Raw genomic sequence first — 16,314 nt, 5'->3', positions numbered from 1 at the left:
CCATGACTGATCCATTCCGCGTGCCCCTGATCATCCGGGGCCAGATTATCGATGATGCCGACATCGATTATGGCGGCCGCCGGGGCGGTGTCAGCTTTTCGGCGCCGGACATCGCCAGGCATGTCGCGCACCTGCCCTTGCGCACGCCTTCGGCCATGGCCGATCTCTATGCACTGAGCTTTGAGGAGATACTCGATTTCCTCGTTGCTTTGGGACAGCGGCTCGATTTCGGTCAGAACCGGCATTTGCAGGAGGCGTTTCGCCTGTCCTGCCTGACCTCCGGTCTGTCGGAGAGCATATTGCGCGTCCATTTCCAGCATATCGGCGCGGCTTTCGATCGGACCGAAATGCGGCGGATGATGGAACGCTCCTGCGGCGTCGAATATCTGGAAGGCTGGGTGGATCAGGGGGCTGGCAGATTTTCCGGCCTCACCGCCCGCACGCGCGCCTTCGGTGCGCGGACCGTGCATGTCATCGCCGGCAATGCACCGATCGTGTCGATCCTGACGGTGATCCGCAATGCACTGACCCGGTCCGATGCGATCATCAAGCTGCCATCCAACGATCCGCTGACGGCCGCTGCACTGGTGCGCACCATGGTCGAGATGGACCCCGACCATCCGCTGTCGAAACATGTCTCCGTCGCCTATTGGAAAGGCGGCGACGATCAGGTGGAGTCGGCAATCTACGATCCGCGCGGCGTTGAGAAGATCGTTGCCTGGGGCGGGTTCGATTCGGTCAAGCATATCACGCGCTATCTGCAACCGGGCATCGACCTCATCACCCAGGACCCCAAGCTGTCGGGGACGATCATCGGTCGCGAAGCCTTCGCCGATGAGGAGACGCTAGAGCAGGTGGCGCGCCGTCTGGCGCTCGATATCGGCGCGCAAAATCAGGAAGGCTGCGTGTCCGCACGCGTCATCTATGTCGAATGCGGCACGGACGAAGCCGGGCTGGAGTGTGCCAATCGGCTGGGGCAGATGACCTTCGACGCGCTCCAGCGCCTGCCCGATCATCTGAGCACGCCGCACAAGGCGTTCGACGGCGCGCTCAAGGCCGAGATCGACGGCATCCGCCTCAACGACGAGGATTATCGCATCTTCGGGGGCCGCACCAACGAAGGCGCGGTGATCGTGAGCCAGGAAGAATATCCGGTCGATTTTTCCCGCACGCTCGCATGCCGGGTGGGCAATATCGTGCCTATCGACAGCCGGGAAACGGCCGTCAGCGCTGTCAACGCCTATACCCAGACGATCGGCATCTTTCCCGAAAGCCTCAAGGACGAGCTGCGCGACCGCCTCGCCTTTCAGGGCGCGCAGCGGATCGTATCGCTGGGCGGGGCTGCGACGATGCAGCATAATATGGAAAGGCAGGACGCGATCGAGCCGGTCCGCCGCATGGTGAAGTGGGTCACGGAAGAACAGGCATCGGGCGAGATGCTGGCTGCGCTGGCAGGCTGAGAGGAGCGACGGACATGGTGAAAGCTGATCTGGTGATCCGGGGCGGCACGATCGTCGACGGGCAGGGCGGCGATCCGTTCGAGGCGGACATCGCCATCGTTGATGGACGTATCGCGAGAATCGGTGTTGACGTCGGGCGGGGGCGAGAGGAGATCGACGCCCGCGACCTCCTCGTCACGCCCGGCTTCGTCGATGTTCATACCCATTATGACGGGCAGGTCACATGGACGGATAGTTTGGTGCCGTCCACCGACCATGGTGTCACTACCGTCGTTATTGGCAATTGCGGTGTCGGCTTCGCGCCGTGCCGGCCGGAGGACCGCGAGGCGCTGGTCAACGTCATGGAGGGGGTGGAGGACATTCCCGAAGCGGTGATGGCCAAGGGTCTGCCCTGGAACTGGGAGAGCTTCCCAGACTATCTGAAATCCCTGGAAGCGCGCGCATGGGACGCCGACGTCGGCGCCTATATTCCCCATTCCCCCCTGCGGGTCTATGCGATGGGCCAGCGCGGGCTGGATCGCGAGCCGGCGACGGCGGCGGATGTGGCGCGGATGGCGCAACTGGTGGCGGAGGGGATGGCGGCCGGGGCGCTTGGCTTTGCCACATCCCGTTCGCTGGTGCACCGGCGCGGTGACGGGGCGTTCATCCCGTCCTTTCAAGCGGACAGCGACGAACTGGTGGCGATCGCCCGATCGGTCGGGGATGCGGGGCGCGGCGTGCTGCAGATGATCCCCAATCTCGATACCGCCGACTGGGCCAGCGATCTCGACCTCATGAAGCGCATGACCAGCACGTCGGGGCGTCCGCTGACCTATTCGCTCGCCCAATGGTCGACCGATCCGCAGGGCTGGCGGCGCACCATGGATGCGCTGGCCGAACATAATCGCAGCGGCGCGGCGCCAGTGCTGGCGCAGGTTTTCCCCCGGCCGATGGGCGCGATGTGCGGGTTGTCGACGTCGGCCAACGCGTTCAGCCATTGTGCAAGCTATCGTGCGATCGCCGACCGGCCGCTGGCGGAAAAGGTCGCCATCATGCGCGATCCCGCCTTCCGCGCCCGGCTGATCGCGGAGGAGCCCGACGAGACGCCGACGCCGCTGCATCGCTTGCTGCGGACATGGGACAATATCTATCCGCTGGGAGCCGAGCCCGATTATGAGCCGTCACCCGACCAGAGCATCGCCGCGCTGGCCGGACAGCGCGGCGTCAGCCCGGTCGAACTGGTCTATGATCTGATGCTGGAGCAGGATGGCCATGCGCTGATCCTGATGCCCTTTTCCAACTATGCGGAAAGGTCGCTCAACCCTGCCCTGGCCATGATGCGCGATCCCTACAGCATCGTGGGACTGGGCGACGGCGGCGCGCATTATGGCATCATCTGCGATGCCAGCTATCCGACCACGATGCTGGCCTATTGGACCCGCGATCGGGCTGGCGAGCAACTAACGATCCCGGCGGCGGTCAAGGCGCTGAGCGCGGACAATGCCGACTTCCTGGGATTGCGGGACCGGGGGCGGCTGAAGCCGGGATTGAAGGCCGACATCAACCTGATCGATCATGGCGCGCTGCACTTGCATGCCCCCCATGTCGTGCATGATCTGCCCGGCGGCGGGCGCCGTCTGGCGCAGCAGGCCACCGGTTATCGCGCCACGATGGTCAGCGGGGTCATCACCCGGCGGGACGGCGCCGATACCGGCGCGCGTCCCGGAAGGCTCATCCGCGCCGCCTGATCAAGCGCGCGGCCGGATGTTTGTGCCGCCCGTCAGCCCATGGCGGATGAAGGGTGAGGCGAGGAAATCATGCGGAAAGCCGAGCGGCGTGCGACTTACCGCGTCCAGCCGTTCCAGCTGCGCGGGCTCCAGCCTGACGCCAAGCGCGGCGACATTGTCTTCATATTGCCGCATCGTCCGCGCGCCCAGCAGCGGAGAGACGACTGCCGGATTGGCAAGGGTCCAGGCGATCGCCACTTGCGCCGAGGTGACGCCCATCTCGTCGGCGACGGCCTTCACCGCGTCCGCAATGGCCACCACGCGCGCATCGAGGCGGCCTGCCGCTTCGAGCAGGGAGCCACGGCCGCCAGCCTCGCCGGCATGGGCGCTGCCACCCGTCGCATATTTGCCCGACAACATGCCGCTCGCCAGCGGTGACCAGGGCATGACGCCGATACCCAGCGCCTTGGCGGCGGGGATAAGGTCGCGCTCGGCCGTGCGCTCAACCAGATTATATTCGGACTGCAAGGCCACCAGCTGGCTCCAGCCACGCAATTCCGCCAGGGTCTGCAACCGGGCCATCTGCCAGGCGGGAGTGTCCGACAGGCCAAGATAGAGGATTTTGCCCTGCCGCACCAAGTCGTCGAACGCGCGCAAAATCTCGTCCGCAGGCGTCATATCGTCCCAGACATGCAGGAAGAACAGGTCGATCCGATCCGTCTTCAGCCGCTTGAGGCTCGTTTCCACCGTCTGCACCATGTTTCGGCGGCTGTTGCCAGCGGCATTGGGATCGCCGACTGAGCGGGTCAGCGAATATTTGGTGGAAAGAACCAGCCGTTCGCGCTTCGCCTCCGCGAACTTGCCCGTCAATATCTCCGATGCGCCGTCGGCATAATAGCCAGCCGTGTCGATGAAGTTGCCGCCCTGGTCGACATAGCTGTCGAAGATAAGGCGGGATTCCTGCTCGTCGGCGCCCCATTCTTCGCCAAAGGTCATGGTTCCGAGCGTCAGCGGAGAAACGCGCAGGCCCGAGCGGCCGAGCAGGCGATAGCTGTCGAGCGACAGCGCCTGAAGAGTCGTCTGTGTCATGATCTGGTTCAATCTTTCGCTGCTTCCGTGACGACCCAGTGCATCATCTTGTGCACGGGCCATCCCCCATCGTGCGGCAGGCCGCCGAATTTTCCGGTGTTGATGTTGCCGAGGCCGACGATGCGCTGGGCGCCCGCCGAGGCAAGCCCGTCGCGCACCTCGGCGATGCGGGAGGGGGGATAGACGCCGACCGACTGGGTCGCGACGGTGACATGCTGGATCGCGTCCGCAAGCCGATCGACGGTGACGACATTGACGAGCTTGCCGCCCGGATTGAAAGACACCGGTTCGCTGGAGCGGATAACCATGCCCCGGCCGTCGGGCCGCCCGAACAGGCGATAGATGGGCTCCAGATTGCCCAGCATGTTCACTTCCTCGATCAGCATGGCGGGGGGCAGCGGGCCGTCGGGTCCCGCGCCATAGCGGATGTCCTGGCCCATCGCCTCCACCAGCGCTTCGCAATAGCGGTCGACCTGATCGTCCGATCCCTCGATGAACTGGAAGCGAGCGCAACTGCACGCATCCTGGTTGAAGGCGATGATGTCGGCCGCGCTTCTTTCGGCGACGGTCGCGAGGGGGATGCCGTCAAAGGCTTCGCGACCGATCAGCGAGATGGACACCTTCGGATCGAAGGACATGATCTCGAAGCCCGGCGCGGCATATTGCATGGCATGGCGCACCGCCGCCTCGCCGCCCCAGACGGCGAGCTTGTCGAAATATTGCGAGCGCAGGATGTGATTTTCGATGCTGGCATCCCCGCCGCGCCAGTAAGCGGCGGAAAAGGACCGCGTCACCGGATGGTTGGGGCCGACATCGGCCATAGTCCGCAAAAGGGCGGTCGCGGTGAACATGTCGTTGGACGGCATTTTCAGCAGGTGGACGCCCTTGCTGATCGCCCCTCGGACGATCGTGACCGGCGGCACGATCGGGGCGTTGCCGGCCAGAACATGCACCATGCGCGGCGGGAAGGCGCGGATGTCGAAGGCCGTGCCCTGAATGTCGCGTCGCCCCCATCCATCCAGCAGGTTAAGCGATCCCAGCGACTGTTCAGCCTCCGCCTCGACCGCGTCGCGGGCGAAGAACCAGGCGATGTCGCGGTAGCAATTCTCAAGGATGCGCGCTCCCAGGCTGTTACAGCGCAGATTATAGGCGGCGGCCTCCTGAAGATGGATATTCCGGTCGAAAACGAGCGCCTTGCCGACCTCGACGAGGAAATCCACGATCTCCGCAAGCGGCGTGTCGAAGGCGGGACCGGGCTGACTTCGCGGCCAGATCAGCGAGTCCAGATCGATCGACGGGGTCATGACCGTCGAGCCGCTGGCCCGCGACCGGTGCTCCACGGCGGCGTCGAGTTGAACCGCGCCCTTGATCACATGGGGAACGAGCAGCCGATCATTGTCGGCGATGATTTCATGCAGCATGTCTGCCTCCTGTCGTTCAGGCCGCGACCGGCTGCGGTGCGGTGATCGATCCGCGCACATAGGAATCGATCGATCCAGCGCAGCTGAGCTTGTCCTCCCCCTCTTCCAGATCGGCGTAGCGGGCGATGGCATGGACGACCGGCGTCTTCACGCCTTCCAGGCCGGACCCGAATTCCACCTGCACCTTGTCGCCGGAGATGATGCCGCCCCACCGGCCGTCCGCCAATATGTCGAAGAACGCCATGCGGCCTTCGACCCGGCCCGCATCCTTGGTCGTGCCCAGCAGCGTTTCGCCCGGCTTGTCGAGGATGAGGGGAATGATCCAGGGCGGCACCGCATAGGATTCGGTCGGCTGGATCTTGGCGCAGAAGCCGCTCATTTCGACCATCGCATAGGAACTGGTTATGCGGTCCGGCGTGACGCCGAAAAATCCCATAATCTGTTGCTTATAGTCGGCTGGGACCGCTGCCCCCTTGGTGCCGCCGCCAAAGCTCATCAGCGTGTCGGGGTGGAAATCGCCATCCTTAATCCCGCGCGCGCGCAGGGCGTGCACGATCTGCCAGGCGACGCCATACATGACGCCGATATAGAGCGGGCGATCCCGGCGGCTGACAAGCAGGTCCATCCATGCGTCGAACTCGCCTGCCCGCGCCTGCTGGCGGGCTTCGACCTCCGCCTCGTAGGCGGCGACCTCGCCGGGACCGACCCTGCCGGCCGCGAGCAGGCGGCGCAGCTGCGCGGGACGCATGGCGTCGAAGGCGCGCATCGGATAGTCGCTCAGGCGATGAAATTCGCCCGGCGCCGCCCAGCGCGGGAAATGGACGTTGCAGAAGTCGATCATCTTGTGGGTGCCGCGCGGCGGCATCATGGTGAAGACCGAACGGCTATGATCGGGGACATAGGCCGGCGTCGACAGGTCGGCCGCCGCCAGACAAGCGGCGAGCGACAGGTCGCGGTCCTGCGTCGACTGGTTGAGGAAGGAGGATTTGCCCGACGTCCCACTCGACGCGAAGACATGGTGGCCCGCTGCCCTGGCGCGATCCAGCCATTCGTCGATGTCGCGCACGTCCGCAACGTCGATATTGTCGGTGGCATGGCTGCTCAGCGTACCGAGCCATATGTTCATATGCTTCCACTGGCCGTTGTCGACGAACGCTTCGGGATAGCTCTTATAGTTGGTGTGGGCGAACAGGAGCGGGACGAGGTCGGCCAGGCTGTCGATGCTGTCGACGCCAGCTTCCTTCGCCCGCTTGTCGAGCACCCTGATCTGCTGGCGGCGCTCCGCGAAGCGCTCCCGCGCCGCTTCCAGTTGCAGTTCGGCCAGATTGTCCGGGGCATTCCGGAACGGATCCGGTGATCGGGCAAGGGCTATCAGTTCGTCGACGGCGCTCATCAATGAAAACTCCTCTCAGCTTTGCCGCGAAGTATAGGCGACGCCCGATATTTGGCCGCTCGATTCACTGTTATGGGGAGGACATACTATTCTCAGAATGACCTTTCCGCCCGATGGCGTGCCGATCCCTCCATCAAAATCCAATGGCTATCTTTCGGCAGGGCAGAAGGGGACCGCCCCGCGCCATGATGCCCGCGCAACAGAGAAGCAGGGGGGTGACATGCCCGGTCCACTGGACGAAGCATTGGCGTTTTTTCGGGAAAGCGGCGGCTCGCGCGACGACATGCTGTCCGCCATGGAGCGCCGGTTTACGGCGGATACGCGTTGGGAAAATGTCGGCGTGGCGACGACTGTCGGGTTCGATGAGGCGAAGCAGTTCGTCGAGGGCTTTCTGGGCCGGATTCCTTTCGAACGCTGCGAGGTCGTAATCCATCATGCAGCGGCCGCGGGCCATGTCGTCCTGACCGAGCGCAGCGATATTTTCTACGGGCCGGACGGGCAGGAAATGCTCTCGCTGCGGCTGATGGGCGCGCTGGAAATGGACGGCCCCCATATCGTCGCCTGGCGCGACTATTTCGACACAAGCGGCTTTTGAAGGGGAATGGGGATGACCGATCGCAAGGCTGTCTGGGCGCAGATCGTCCCGATGCCGGGCGCCGATCTGTCGGCGCTGGCGCAGAGCTACGAAGCGGCGGGCGTGGAAGGGGTGTGGGCGCCCCAGATGTTCGGCGCGCCCTTCACGACATTGGCCGCCGTCGCCCCGGCCACGCAGCGCATCAAGCTGGGGACCGGCATCGCGCTGGCGTTCGTGCGCAGCCCGCTGGAAACCGCGTGCAGCGCCATCGACCTGGACCTCATCAGCAACGGCCGGGTGGTGCTGGGGCTGGGATCCAGCGCGCAGAGCCAGATCGAGGGATCGTTCGGCAGCGCCTATGGCAAGCCGCTCGCCCATATGCGCGAGATCGTGGGCATGATCCGCGCCATTGTCGCGCGCGGGCATACGGGGGAGCTCACAGAACTGGCGGGCGACTATCACCGCCTCGACCTCTCGCACTTCCGCCTGCTGCATAAGCCGGTGCGCGGCGACATTCCCATCGTCCTGCCGGCGGTGTTCCAGAAGGCCTGCGCGCAGGCGGCGGAAATTGCCGACGGGCTGCTCGGGCACCCGCTGTGGAACGATGCCTGGATCGAGCGGGAAGTAGCCGCCCAGATCAAGGCCGGGCTGGATCGGGCCGGGCGGACACGCAAGGACTTCTCGCTCAACATTTCGATATTTACGGCGATTTCCGACGACAGGCGCGAGGCGATTGAGGATTGCCGAGGGACCGTGGCCTATTACAGCCAGTCACCCCAATATCTGCGCTATTTCGAGGAAATCGGTTTCGGCCGCGAGGCATCGGCGATCCAGGCCGCCTTCGCGCAGGGCGACATGGCGGGTATGGCGGCGGCATGCTCCGACGAGATGGTGGAAAGCATTGCCGTGGTTGGAACGGTTGATGAGGTGCGCAGCCGGGTCGCGCGGCGCGCCGCCCTGGCCGACGCGATTACGCCGGTGATCCCCCATTATGGCCTGTCGCCCGAAAAAAGCGCGATCTACACGCAGCGCATCGCGGAGACATTCTATGGCTGATCCCGCTGCTGTCGCGGCCATGGCGGGGGACGGGCTCTACAACCGCCATTCGGGCCTGCAACAGGCCAATCTGCAATCCGCGCTTCCCCTGCTGGAGGCGGCGGCGCGGGCCATTGGGGTCGGTTCTGTCGGTCCCGTCAGCATTGTCGATTATGGCGCGTCGCAAGGACGCAATTCGATGGCGCCGATGGCGACAGCTATCGATCTAGTTCGCGCGCACGACGCGCAGAGACCGGTGCAGGTCGTGCATACGGATCTGCCCTCGAATGATTTCACGTCGCTGTTTGGTCTGCTGGACTGCGATCCGGCCAGCTATCTGAACGGTCGACAGGGTGTCTTTCCATCCGCGATCGGCCGATCCTATTTCGATGCGATAATGCCGCCCGGCAGCGTCGACCTGGGCTGGTCCTCCAACGCGCTGCACTGGATGAGCTGCAATCCGGTCGATGTCGCAGATCATGGCTGGGCGATTTTCAGTCGGTCCGCGCAGGCGCGTGCCGCCGTCGAGGCCGTGCTGGCGAAGGATTGGTTGGCCTTCCTGAAGGCGCGCGCTGTCGAATTGCGGCCGGGAGGACGCCTGATCTGTCAGTTCATGGGCAGGGGGCCCGACAGCCACGGCTTCGAATGGATGGCCGGAAATTTCTGGCAATCGATCGTCGACATGGAGGGCGAAGGACTACTCAGCGCCGATGAGACGCTAAGGATGACAGCGCCCTCTGCGGGGCGTTCACTCGATCAGATACGAGCGCCTTTCGATGCCGGCCTGGTGCCCGAACTGGAACTGGAGCATCTCGCCGCGATCCCGTCCCCTGATCCCTATTGGGATGCTTATCAGCGATCTGGCGATGCGGCCGAACTGGGGCGGCTGTGGGCAGCCATGATGGGCGCGGCCAACGGCCCCAACTTCCTGACGCGGGTCGATGCGTCCCGCGACCGGGACGCGTTGTTGGCCAGTCTGGTGCAGCGGGTCGCGACCCGTGTAGAGGCCGATCCTCAGCGCAGCCGTGCCTTTATCCTGATCCTGTCGATCAGGAAGCGTGATCTGCGCTGATGCCAACGTGCAGCAGCCGATCATGAATTAACAAGCGAGAGGAAGCAGAATGACCCGCCTTGCCAACAAGATTTGCATCATCACCGGCAGCGGGAGCGGCATCGGACGCGCCAGCGCGTTGATGTTCGCGCGGGAAGGCGCGACGGTGATCGTCGCGGACATTCGCGCCGAAGCTGCCGAGGCAACCGCGCAGGCCGTCGTCGACGCCGGCGGATCCGCGCGCGCGATGACCGTCGATGTCGGCGAACAGGGCGATCTGGAAAAGATGGTCAGCCAGACGATCGCGGATTTCGGCCGCATCGACGTGCTCTTCAACAACGCCTTGTACGTCAATCAGGACCACGCCATTCGCGACATGGATTTCCTGGCCTTCGATCCCGACATCTTCCTCGCCAATTTGAGGGTGAATGTATTGGGTGCCGTTCTGGCGAGCAAACTCGCCATTCCGCACATGCTGGAGCGCGGCGCGGGGTCGATCATCTCCACTTCATCGGGCAGTTCCATGGGCGGGGATATCACAGCCTATAGCTATGGATCGTCCAAAGCTGCGCTCAACTGGTTCGTGCAGGCGATCGCCGCCACCTACGGCAAACGGGGCATCCGCAGCAATGCGATACTACCCGGTCCGACGCAGACGCCGGCCAAGCTGCAATGGTCCACGCCCGAGATGGATCGGCTGTTTCTGGAGGTGCTCAACACGCCATTTATTGGGGAGCCGGAAGACATTGCCGCCATGGCGCTGTTCCTCGCGTCCGACGAGTCCCGCTACGTCAACGGCATGCTGTATCCGGTGGATGGCGGTCAGAGCTGCACCGTGCCGTTCATCAGCGTCACGCGGGCCTTGTCCCACGGATGAACGGCAAAATGAGCCAGGATGAAATCAGAAAAAGGAGAGGATGATGAGCGCGGAACTGGAACGGAAGGTACGGGAATTTTGCGATGCCTGGGGCGATGGCAGCGATGCCAGCAGGCCCGACGTCGAGAAGATCCTGTCAATGATGGCGGAGGATGCCGAATGGCAGCTCTGGGTTCCCGGCGGTCCCGTGGTGAAGGGCAAGACGGCATTGCGCGCCGAGATCGAGCGGCAAATGGCCTTCGCCACGAACAACAAGTGCAATGAGGTGAACATCCTCTCCAACGACCGGATGGTGATGCAGGAGCGGTCCGATACCGCCATCATCATGGGACGGCCCTGTCCGCACCAAATGGTCGCCATCTATGAGTTTGACGACGCCGGGCTGATTTCGCGTTGGCGCGAATATCTCGATATGGCTGACCTCACGCGCAAGATGGGCATTGACGAGGCCGCGGCAGGCGGGACGGAAGTGACGGCCTGATCGCGTCAGGTGCGAAACAGGGCGATCAGGACCAGGCAGGTCAGGATCGCCCAGGTCTGGAATCCCCAGAGCAGCCAGCGCGGCGCGTGCCGCAACTCCATAAACTCGCGGCCGACGAGCAGAACTTTCGTGAAGGCGATGACGAGGATGACGGAGCGAAGCAGAAAGGCATTGCCCAACGCCATCGTTTCGAATGACAGAAAGGTTGCGGCGATCAGCATCGCCCAGACCCATGTGATGCGGCTACGCCAGATCATGGCCATGAAACAGCTTTCCTAGAGCAGGTAGAGGAGGGCGAAGAGGATGATCCAGAGCAGGTCCACCAGATGCCAGAAGGCGCCGCTCCCCTCGATCAGGGCGACGCCCCCCTGCATCCGCCCGGCCCGGTCGAATCGCGCAAAGGTGAAGCACAGCACGCCCAACCCGATCAGCACATGCACCAGATGGATGCCGGTAAACATATAATAATAGATCGAAAAACTGTTGCTGTTGAGCGTGAAGCCCTGCGCGATCTTGGCCGAATATTCGAACGCCTTGACGATCACGAAGCCGCTGCCGAGCAGGATCGCGCCCAGCAGCAACCGGCGCGCCCTGCCGTCGCCACGGCGGACGGCCGCGACGGCCTGTGCGACGAACAGGCTGCTGGTCAACAACAGCAGCGTGTTGAGCAGGCCGAGGCGCCGGTCGAGCAGCGCCTGCGCGCTTTCGAACAGCGCCAGTTCCTGCTGCCGGGCGAGCGCATAGGTGACGAAGAAGACGGCAAAGACGATGAGGTCGCCGCCGATGAACACCCATACGCCTTCCTCGCCCGGCACATGGCCGCGCGGAGACGAGGCAACCGCTTGCGATGCCGCCATTATTCGCCACCCAGCGCGTCGCGCTTGATCGCGCCGAGCATGGCGACAATCATCAGGTTGAACCAGATGCCGAACACGACGGCGGGCAACCAGAAGGCCAGGGCGCCATTCCAGGCGAAAGGTCCGGTCTTGAACAGGCCGATCGCCAGTCCGGGCAGGAGCAGCACGCCGGTCCACAGGTTCATATAGCCTAGCCAGCGCGGCAGGATGGGTTGCGCGCGGCGATCCCCCAGAATGACAAAGCCGGTCAGCAGATTCTGCACGAAGGCAGGTACGGCGGGCATGACGAACAGCAGGAAGGCGATATCGCTCAGCGCGCTGACGACGGCGTCCGGCCGGTCGAGCCGATAGGCGGCCGCCGTGAAGATCAACCCGGCGAAGAACAGGGTAACGAAGCCGAAGGCCACGACCATCACGAAGGCCCAGGTCAAGGGCGCAATCGGCCCTTCGATCTTCTTCATGAAGGTAGCGATCGCGGCGAGGAAGGGGAAAAAGAGCACGGAAGAAGAGGCGATCAGGATGGCCCCCGCCAATATGCCGATCTGGTGGCTGCGATAATAAGCTGCCACCTCTGCGGCCGGCATGGACGGGTCGAGCGGCGGGAACATGTGCGCGACCGGCCATATGCCAACAAACATCATCGTCCCGGCTATTGCGCCCATATAGGTACATAGCTTCATCGTCATGCTCTTGGTCGTCATGCGCTCTCCCCCTCCACTTTCTTGTACGAGCGGAGAGTGTGGAGCGATCGCGCCAGGGCCACCCGCCCATGGATAGGGTTCCTGACGGCGGTTGCGCCTGCACAAGAGCAATAGTCCGCGACGACCGTCGGCGAATTCGGCGGCATAGAAGCATCGGAGAGGGTGATGAGCGATATCGAAGCGAACAAGGCAGTGGCCCGCAGCTACATGCGGGCAGTGGAGGAGGGCGATGTCGAGACGATCGAGGCCCTTCAGCATCCCGATTGCCAGTGGTGGATATTGGGTCACGGCGACATGAGCCGGGCCGACTTCATCGCCAGCGTGAAGGGCGGACTGCTAAGCGCGCAGAAGCGCACGGCCGAGGTGATCGCGATCACCGCTGAGGGGGATCGGGTGGCTGTGGAAGTCCGGGGCGAAATGGTCTTTCCGGACCGGGTCTATCGCAACGACTATCATAATCTGCTGATCATCCGGAACGGGCAGATCGTATCCGGCAAGGAATATATGGACACCCGTGCCGTGGCCGAGGCCTTTTCCGCCGGGGAGGGCGGGCAGTGACGACCGCCGCGCCGCTCAACAATTATGACGATGCCGGAGTCGGCCGAATCACCGCCTTTGTCGAGCAACTGACCGGCGGCAAGGTCGTCGGGCTTGAACGCCTCGTCCGCTGGCGTCCCTCCTGGTTCGTCGACGTCGAGAGGGAAGGGACGGTGCGCCGCCTGCACCTGCGTGGCGACCGGGGCGGCGACGTATCGATCTTCCCCGACCTCAAGCGCGAAGCGGATGTTATCGCCGTGCTGCACGGCCAGGGGCTGCCGGTGCCGGAGATCTACGGCTATCTCGCCGATCCGCCCTGCATCGTGATGGAGGCGATCGAAGGAACGCGCGATTTCTCGGCGCTCGATGCTGCGACGAAAAGCGCTATCGGCCGCGTTTATATGCAGGCCGTTGCCGCGATGCACCGGCTGCCGGTCGAACCCTTCATGGCTGCGGGCGTGCATCGGCCCGAGGGCGCGGAGGCGATCGCGCTGGTCGGCCTGGATGCCTATATGCCGCATTATCGGCGGACGAAGAGCCGACCCGAGCCGCTGCTGGAATTCGTCATCGGCTGGCTGCGCCGCAATGTACCGCGGCACCGCGATCGCGCCAGCTTCATCCAGTTCGATTCGGGCCAATATCTGGTTGATCGGGGGGCGATGACCAAGCTCTACGATTTCGAATTTTCGATGATCGGCGATCCACTGGTCGACATCGCCACCATGGGGATGCGCAACAGCTATGAGCCGCTGGGTGCGCCGCTGCCGGAACTGGTCCGCTATTATGAGGAAGCGACGGGCGAACCGGTCGATCATGACGCGGTGGTTTTCCATGTGCTGCAATTCTCACTGCTCGGCACGATGCAGTTCACAGGGACGGTCGGCAAGCCATCCCCCGGCGATCCGCATTCGGTCTATCTGATGTTCGATCTTGCGCTGCGCCGTTCCATCTTGCTGGCGCTCTCGCACCTGACCGGCGATGCGTTGCCCGAACTGCCGCCGCTGGAACAGCGCACGGGCGACAATGCGCCGCTTCTGGCGAAACTGGTCGATACGCTCGGCGCGTTGCCGGTGACGGGGGAGGCGGCGGAGACGCACAAGGCGCAGGTCGCCGAACTGATCGAATGGGTACAGCGCGCCGACGATCATGGGGCGGACATGGTCGCGCGCAACATCGCCGATGTGTCCGCGCTTCTTGGCCGCCGCTTCGACCGCTGGGCTGACGCCGCCGAGGCGCTGGAAGCCTATATCCTCGAAGCGGGACCGGAGGAGGACACAGCGCTCATCGCTCTGCTCGCGACCATCGAGGGGCGGCGGCTGCAACTGTTCGGACCCACCGCGCTGGGCGAGGCGGCGCGCCATGTCGTCCTGCCGGCGACGCGCTCCGACTGAAGGGCGGTCGCGCCTCTGCCATTGGACAGGTCAGGCCCCGTCCCTCGTGGCCACATCAATATTGAGGAAAGGAGCAGGATATGAGCGAAAAGATAGTGCTGGTGACAGGCGCGACGCGCGGGCTGGGGCGCGGCATGGCGCGGGGTCTGGCTTCGCGCGGTCATGTGGTGGCGATCACCGGACGCGACCAGGCGCAGCTTGACGCGGTGGTGGAAGAAATCGAACGGTCGGGCGGCAAGGGCATCCCGCTGTTGTGCGATCACCGGGATGATGATGCGGTCGAAAGAGCGTTCGCGCAACTGGCCGAGCGGACGGATGGCAGGCTGGACCTGCTCGTCAACAATGCCGCCGCCGTTTACGGCCTCGACCTGGTCGCGCCGGGCGGCTTCTGGGAAAAGCCGCTCAGGTTGGCGGACATGATCACCATCGGCCTGCGCTCCAGCTATGTCGCGGCCTATCATGCGGCGCCGTTGATGGTGGCGGCGGGCAGGGGGCTGATCGCCAGCATTTCCTTCTATGGCGCGGTATCCTATTTCCACGGGCCGGCTTATGGCGCGGCCAAGGCGGGAACGGACAAGATGACCGCCGACATGGCGGTCGATCTTGCGCCGCACGGCGTATCCGTCGTGTCTTTCTGGCCGGGCTTCATCCTGACCGACGCGGTGAAGGCCATGCCGCCCGACATGATCCCCGAAGACCTGCGCGCCGCCATGCCCCATTGGGAAACGCCGGAATTTTCGGGCCTGGTCCTCGATCGCCTGGCGCAGGATCCGGACCTTGCCGCCCTTTCGGGCCAGGCGCTGATCGGCGCGGAACTGGGGGAGCGGTACGGCATCAGGGATACGGACGGGAAGCAGCCCCTGTCCTATCGGGCGACGATGGGGGCGCCGACGCCTTTCGCGCTGCCCGTCCGGCAGGGCTGAGAGAACGAAAATCAGGAGAGGAAAGGCAAAAGCGATGATCGATGCCGTGCTGGTCGTGCTGACCAAAGCCGTTCCGGGCCGGGAGGCCGATATGGAGGATTGGTACAGCAACATCCATATTCGCGATGCGCTGCGTTTCCGGGGATCGGTCACGGCACAGCGTTTCCGGCTTGCCGGGGAGCAACCCTGTCCGCCCGAAGGCTTCGACTGGCAATATCTCGCCCTCTATGACGTATTCGATCCGGTGCGCTTCAGTCGCGAGCATCTGGACAATGCGCTGACGTCGCGGATGCAGGTATCGGACGCCATTGATGACAGCCTGCTCTATGACTTTCATTATTATCCGCTGCTCTTTCAGGACAATGATCCAGACGTCGGGCATTCCGGCTGCGTCATCCTGGAGGAACTGAACCCGGCTGCGGACAGCGACGACCATTTCAGACGCTTCTATGCGGAAAGCTATTTTCGTGAAGCGGCCGTCCGACCCGGCGTCAAATCGGCTGCTTTCCTGACCTTTCGCACCTTCGGCCAGATGATCCCGACGACGCCAGACCATCGCCATGTCGCGATCTACAGGATCAACGATCCGGCGGCGGCCCTAGACGCATGGCGAGGCGCCGACACCCTGCTGGCGACCAGCGGCCTGCTCCAGCCTGATGGGATACGCGTCACTCAATGGGATCGCGCGACCCCCCGCCTTACCAAGGACGATGTCCAGCATCCGACCGCCGTCGGCCTGGCGGAGGAGGAGCGCGCCCGCGCGCATATGGGAGGTCGGGTACGCACGGGCGGCGCGGAAAAGCTGGCGATGCGCTGAT

General features: G+C 64.0%; 17 protein-coding genes. 11 read left to right on the top strand and 6 right to left on the bottom strand.

The features are described 5' to 3' along the window. Positions 1 to 2 precede the first annotated feature (2 nt). Together SX1_RS07510 and SX1_RS07505 are read left to right on the top strand one after the other, a co-directional pair. Positions 3 to 1,460: an acyl-CoA reductase gene (locus tag SX1_RS07510; RefSeq protein ID WP_019052478.1), complete on the top strand. Its 1,458-nt coding sequence runs from the start codon at positions 3 to 5 to the stop codon at positions 1,458 to 1,460. 14 nt (positions 1,461 to 1,474) lie between these two features. Then, on the top strand, positions 1,475 to 3,187 hold the full coding sequence (locus tag SX1_RS07505) for an N-acyl-D-amino-acid deacylase family protein (RefSeq protein WP_019052477.1): 1,713 nt from the start codon (positions 1,475 to 1,477) through the stop codon (positions 3,185 to 3,187). Here the strand turns inward: SX1_RS07505 and SX1_RS07500 are convergent, their stop codons facing one another. The 3 genes from SX1_RS07500 to SX1_RS07490 are packed head-to-tail and all read right to left on the bottom strand — an operon-like array spanning position 3,188 to position 7,069. Beyond that, entirely contained in the window at positions 3,188 to 4,255 is a 1,068-nt protein-coding gene (locus SX1_RS07500; RefSeq protein WP_254908159.1) for an aldo/keto reductase, read from the bottom strand. An 8-nt stretch (positions 4,256 to 4,263) separates the two neighbouring features. Further along, a complete protein-coding gene (locus SX1_RS07495) occupies positions 4,264 to 5,676 on the bottom strand; it encodes an acyl-CoA reductase (protein WP_026149568.1) in 1,413 nt (470 codons plus the stop codon). Between the two features lie 16 nt (positions 5,677 to 5,692). Beyond that, positions 5,693 to 7,069 (bottom strand): hypothetical protein, encoded by a 1,377-nt coding sequence (locus tag SX1_RS07490; protein ID WP_019052474.1) that lies wholly within the window; start codon positions 7,067 to 7,069, stop codon positions 5,693 to 5,695. Positions 7,070 to 7,289: 220 nt separating this feature from the next. Here SX1_RS07490 and SX1_RS07485 point away from each other — a divergent pair, with 220 nt between their 5' ends. From SX1_RS07485 to SX1_RS07465, 5 genes are read left to right on the top strand one after another with little or no spacing between them, the layout of a single operon-like run. Then, the gene (locus SX1_RS07485) at positions 7,290 to 7,664 is read left to right on the top strand and encodes a limonene-1,2-epoxide hydrolase family protein (protein ID WP_254908160.1); all 375 of its coding nucleotides are present in this window, start codon (positions 7,290 to 7,292) and stop codon (positions 7,662 to 7,664) included. Positions 7,665 to 7,676: 12 nt separating this feature from the next. Next, positions 7,677 to 8,699 (top strand): LLM class flavin-dependent oxidoreductase, encoded by a 1,023-nt coding sequence (locus SX1_RS07480; RefSeq protein ID WP_019052473.1) that lies wholly within the window; start codon positions 7,677 to 7,679, stop codon positions 8,697 to 8,699. After that, on the top strand, positions 8,692 to 9,750 hold the full coding sequence (locus SX1_RS07475) for a class I SAM-dependent methyltransferase (RefSeq protein ID WP_019052472.1): 1,059 nt from the start codon (positions 8,692 to 8,694) through the stop codon (positions 9,748 to 9,750). Before SX1_RS07480 ends, SX1_RS07475 begins: the two co-directional genes overlap by 8 nt. Before the next feature lie 49 nt (positions 9,751 to 9,799). Then, positions 9,800 to 10,606, top strand: a complete 807-nt coding sequence (locus SX1_RS07470) for an SDR family NAD(P)-dependent oxidoreductase (RefSeq protein ID WP_017183049.1) — start codon at positions 9,800 to 9,802, stop codon at positions 10,604 to 10,606. Between the two features lie 43 nt (positions 10,607 to 10,649). Continuing rightward, positions 10,650 to 11,087 (top strand): nuclear transport factor 2 family protein, encoded by a 438-nt coding sequence (locus SX1_RS07465; protein WP_043145396.1) that lies wholly within the window; start codon positions 10,650 to 10,652, stop codon positions 11,085 to 11,087. Positions 11,088 to 11,092: 5 nt separating this feature from the next. Here SX1_RS07465 and SX1_RS07460 read toward each other — a convergent pair whose 3' ends face one another. From SX1_RS07460 to SX1_RS07450, 3 genes are read right to left on the bottom strand one after another with little or no spacing between them, the layout of a single operon-like run. Beyond that, a complete protein-coding gene (locus SX1_RS07460) occupies positions 11,093 to 11,350 on the bottom strand; it encodes a cytochrome C oxidase subunit IV family protein (protein WP_019052470.1) in 258 nt (85 codons plus the stop codon). Positions 11,351 to 11,362: 12 nt separating this feature from the next. Next, complete coding sequence (locus tag SX1_RS07455; RefSeq protein WP_019052469.1) at positions 11,363 to 11,944, bottom strand: cytochrome c oxidase subunit 3; 582 nt, start codon at positions 11,942 to 11,944, stop codon at positions 11,363 to 11,365. Continuing rightward, a complete protein-coding gene (locus SX1_RS07450) occupies positions 11,944 to 12,645 on the bottom strand; it encodes a hypothetical protein (protein ID WP_019052468.1) in 702 nt (233 codons plus the stop codon). The genes SX1_RS07455 and SX1_RS07450 overlap by 1 nt, the downstream gene beginning before the upstream one ends. 165 nt (positions 12,646 to 12,810) lie before the next feature. Between SX1_RS07450 and SX1_RS07445 the strand changes: the two genes are divergently transcribed. The 4 genes from SX1_RS07445 (at position 12,811) to SX1_RS07430 (ending at position 16,313) form a co-directional block, all read left to right on the top strand. Next, positions 12,811 to 13,203 (top strand): nuclear transport factor 2 family protein, encoded by a 393-nt coding sequence (locus SX1_RS07445; RefSeq protein WP_017183044.1) that lies wholly within the window; start codon positions 12,811 to 12,813, stop codon positions 13,201 to 13,203. Continuing rightward, a complete protein-coding gene (locus SX1_RS07440) occupies positions 13,200 to 14,573 on the top strand; it encodes a phosphotransferase (RefSeq protein WP_019052467.1) in 1,374 nt (457 codons plus the stop codon). The genes SX1_RS07445 and SX1_RS07440 overlap by 4 nt, the downstream gene beginning before the upstream one ends. Before the next feature lie 80 nt (positions 14,574 to 14,653). Continuing rightward, on the top strand, positions 14,654 to 15,496 hold the full coding sequence (locus SX1_RS07435; protein ID WP_019052466.1) for an SDR family NAD(P)-dependent oxidoreductase: 843 nt from the start codon (positions 14,654 to 14,656) through the stop codon (positions 15,494 to 15,496). 34 nt (positions 15,497 to 15,530) lie between these two features. Further along, complete coding sequence (locus SX1_RS07430) at positions 15,531 to 16,313, top strand: hypothetical protein (protein WP_019052465.1); 783 nt, start codon at positions 15,531 to 15,533, stop codon at positions 16,311 to 16,313. The last annotated feature ends 1 nt before the right edge of the window (position 16,314 follow it).

The organism is Sphingobium xenophagum NBRC 107872, assembly GCF_000367345.1.
GTDB lineage: Bacteria > Pseudomonadota > Alphaproteobacteria > Sphingomonadales > Sphingomonadaceae > Sphingobium > Sphingobium xenophagum.
This window is presented reverse-complemented; position numbering and strand designations above follow the sequence as displayed.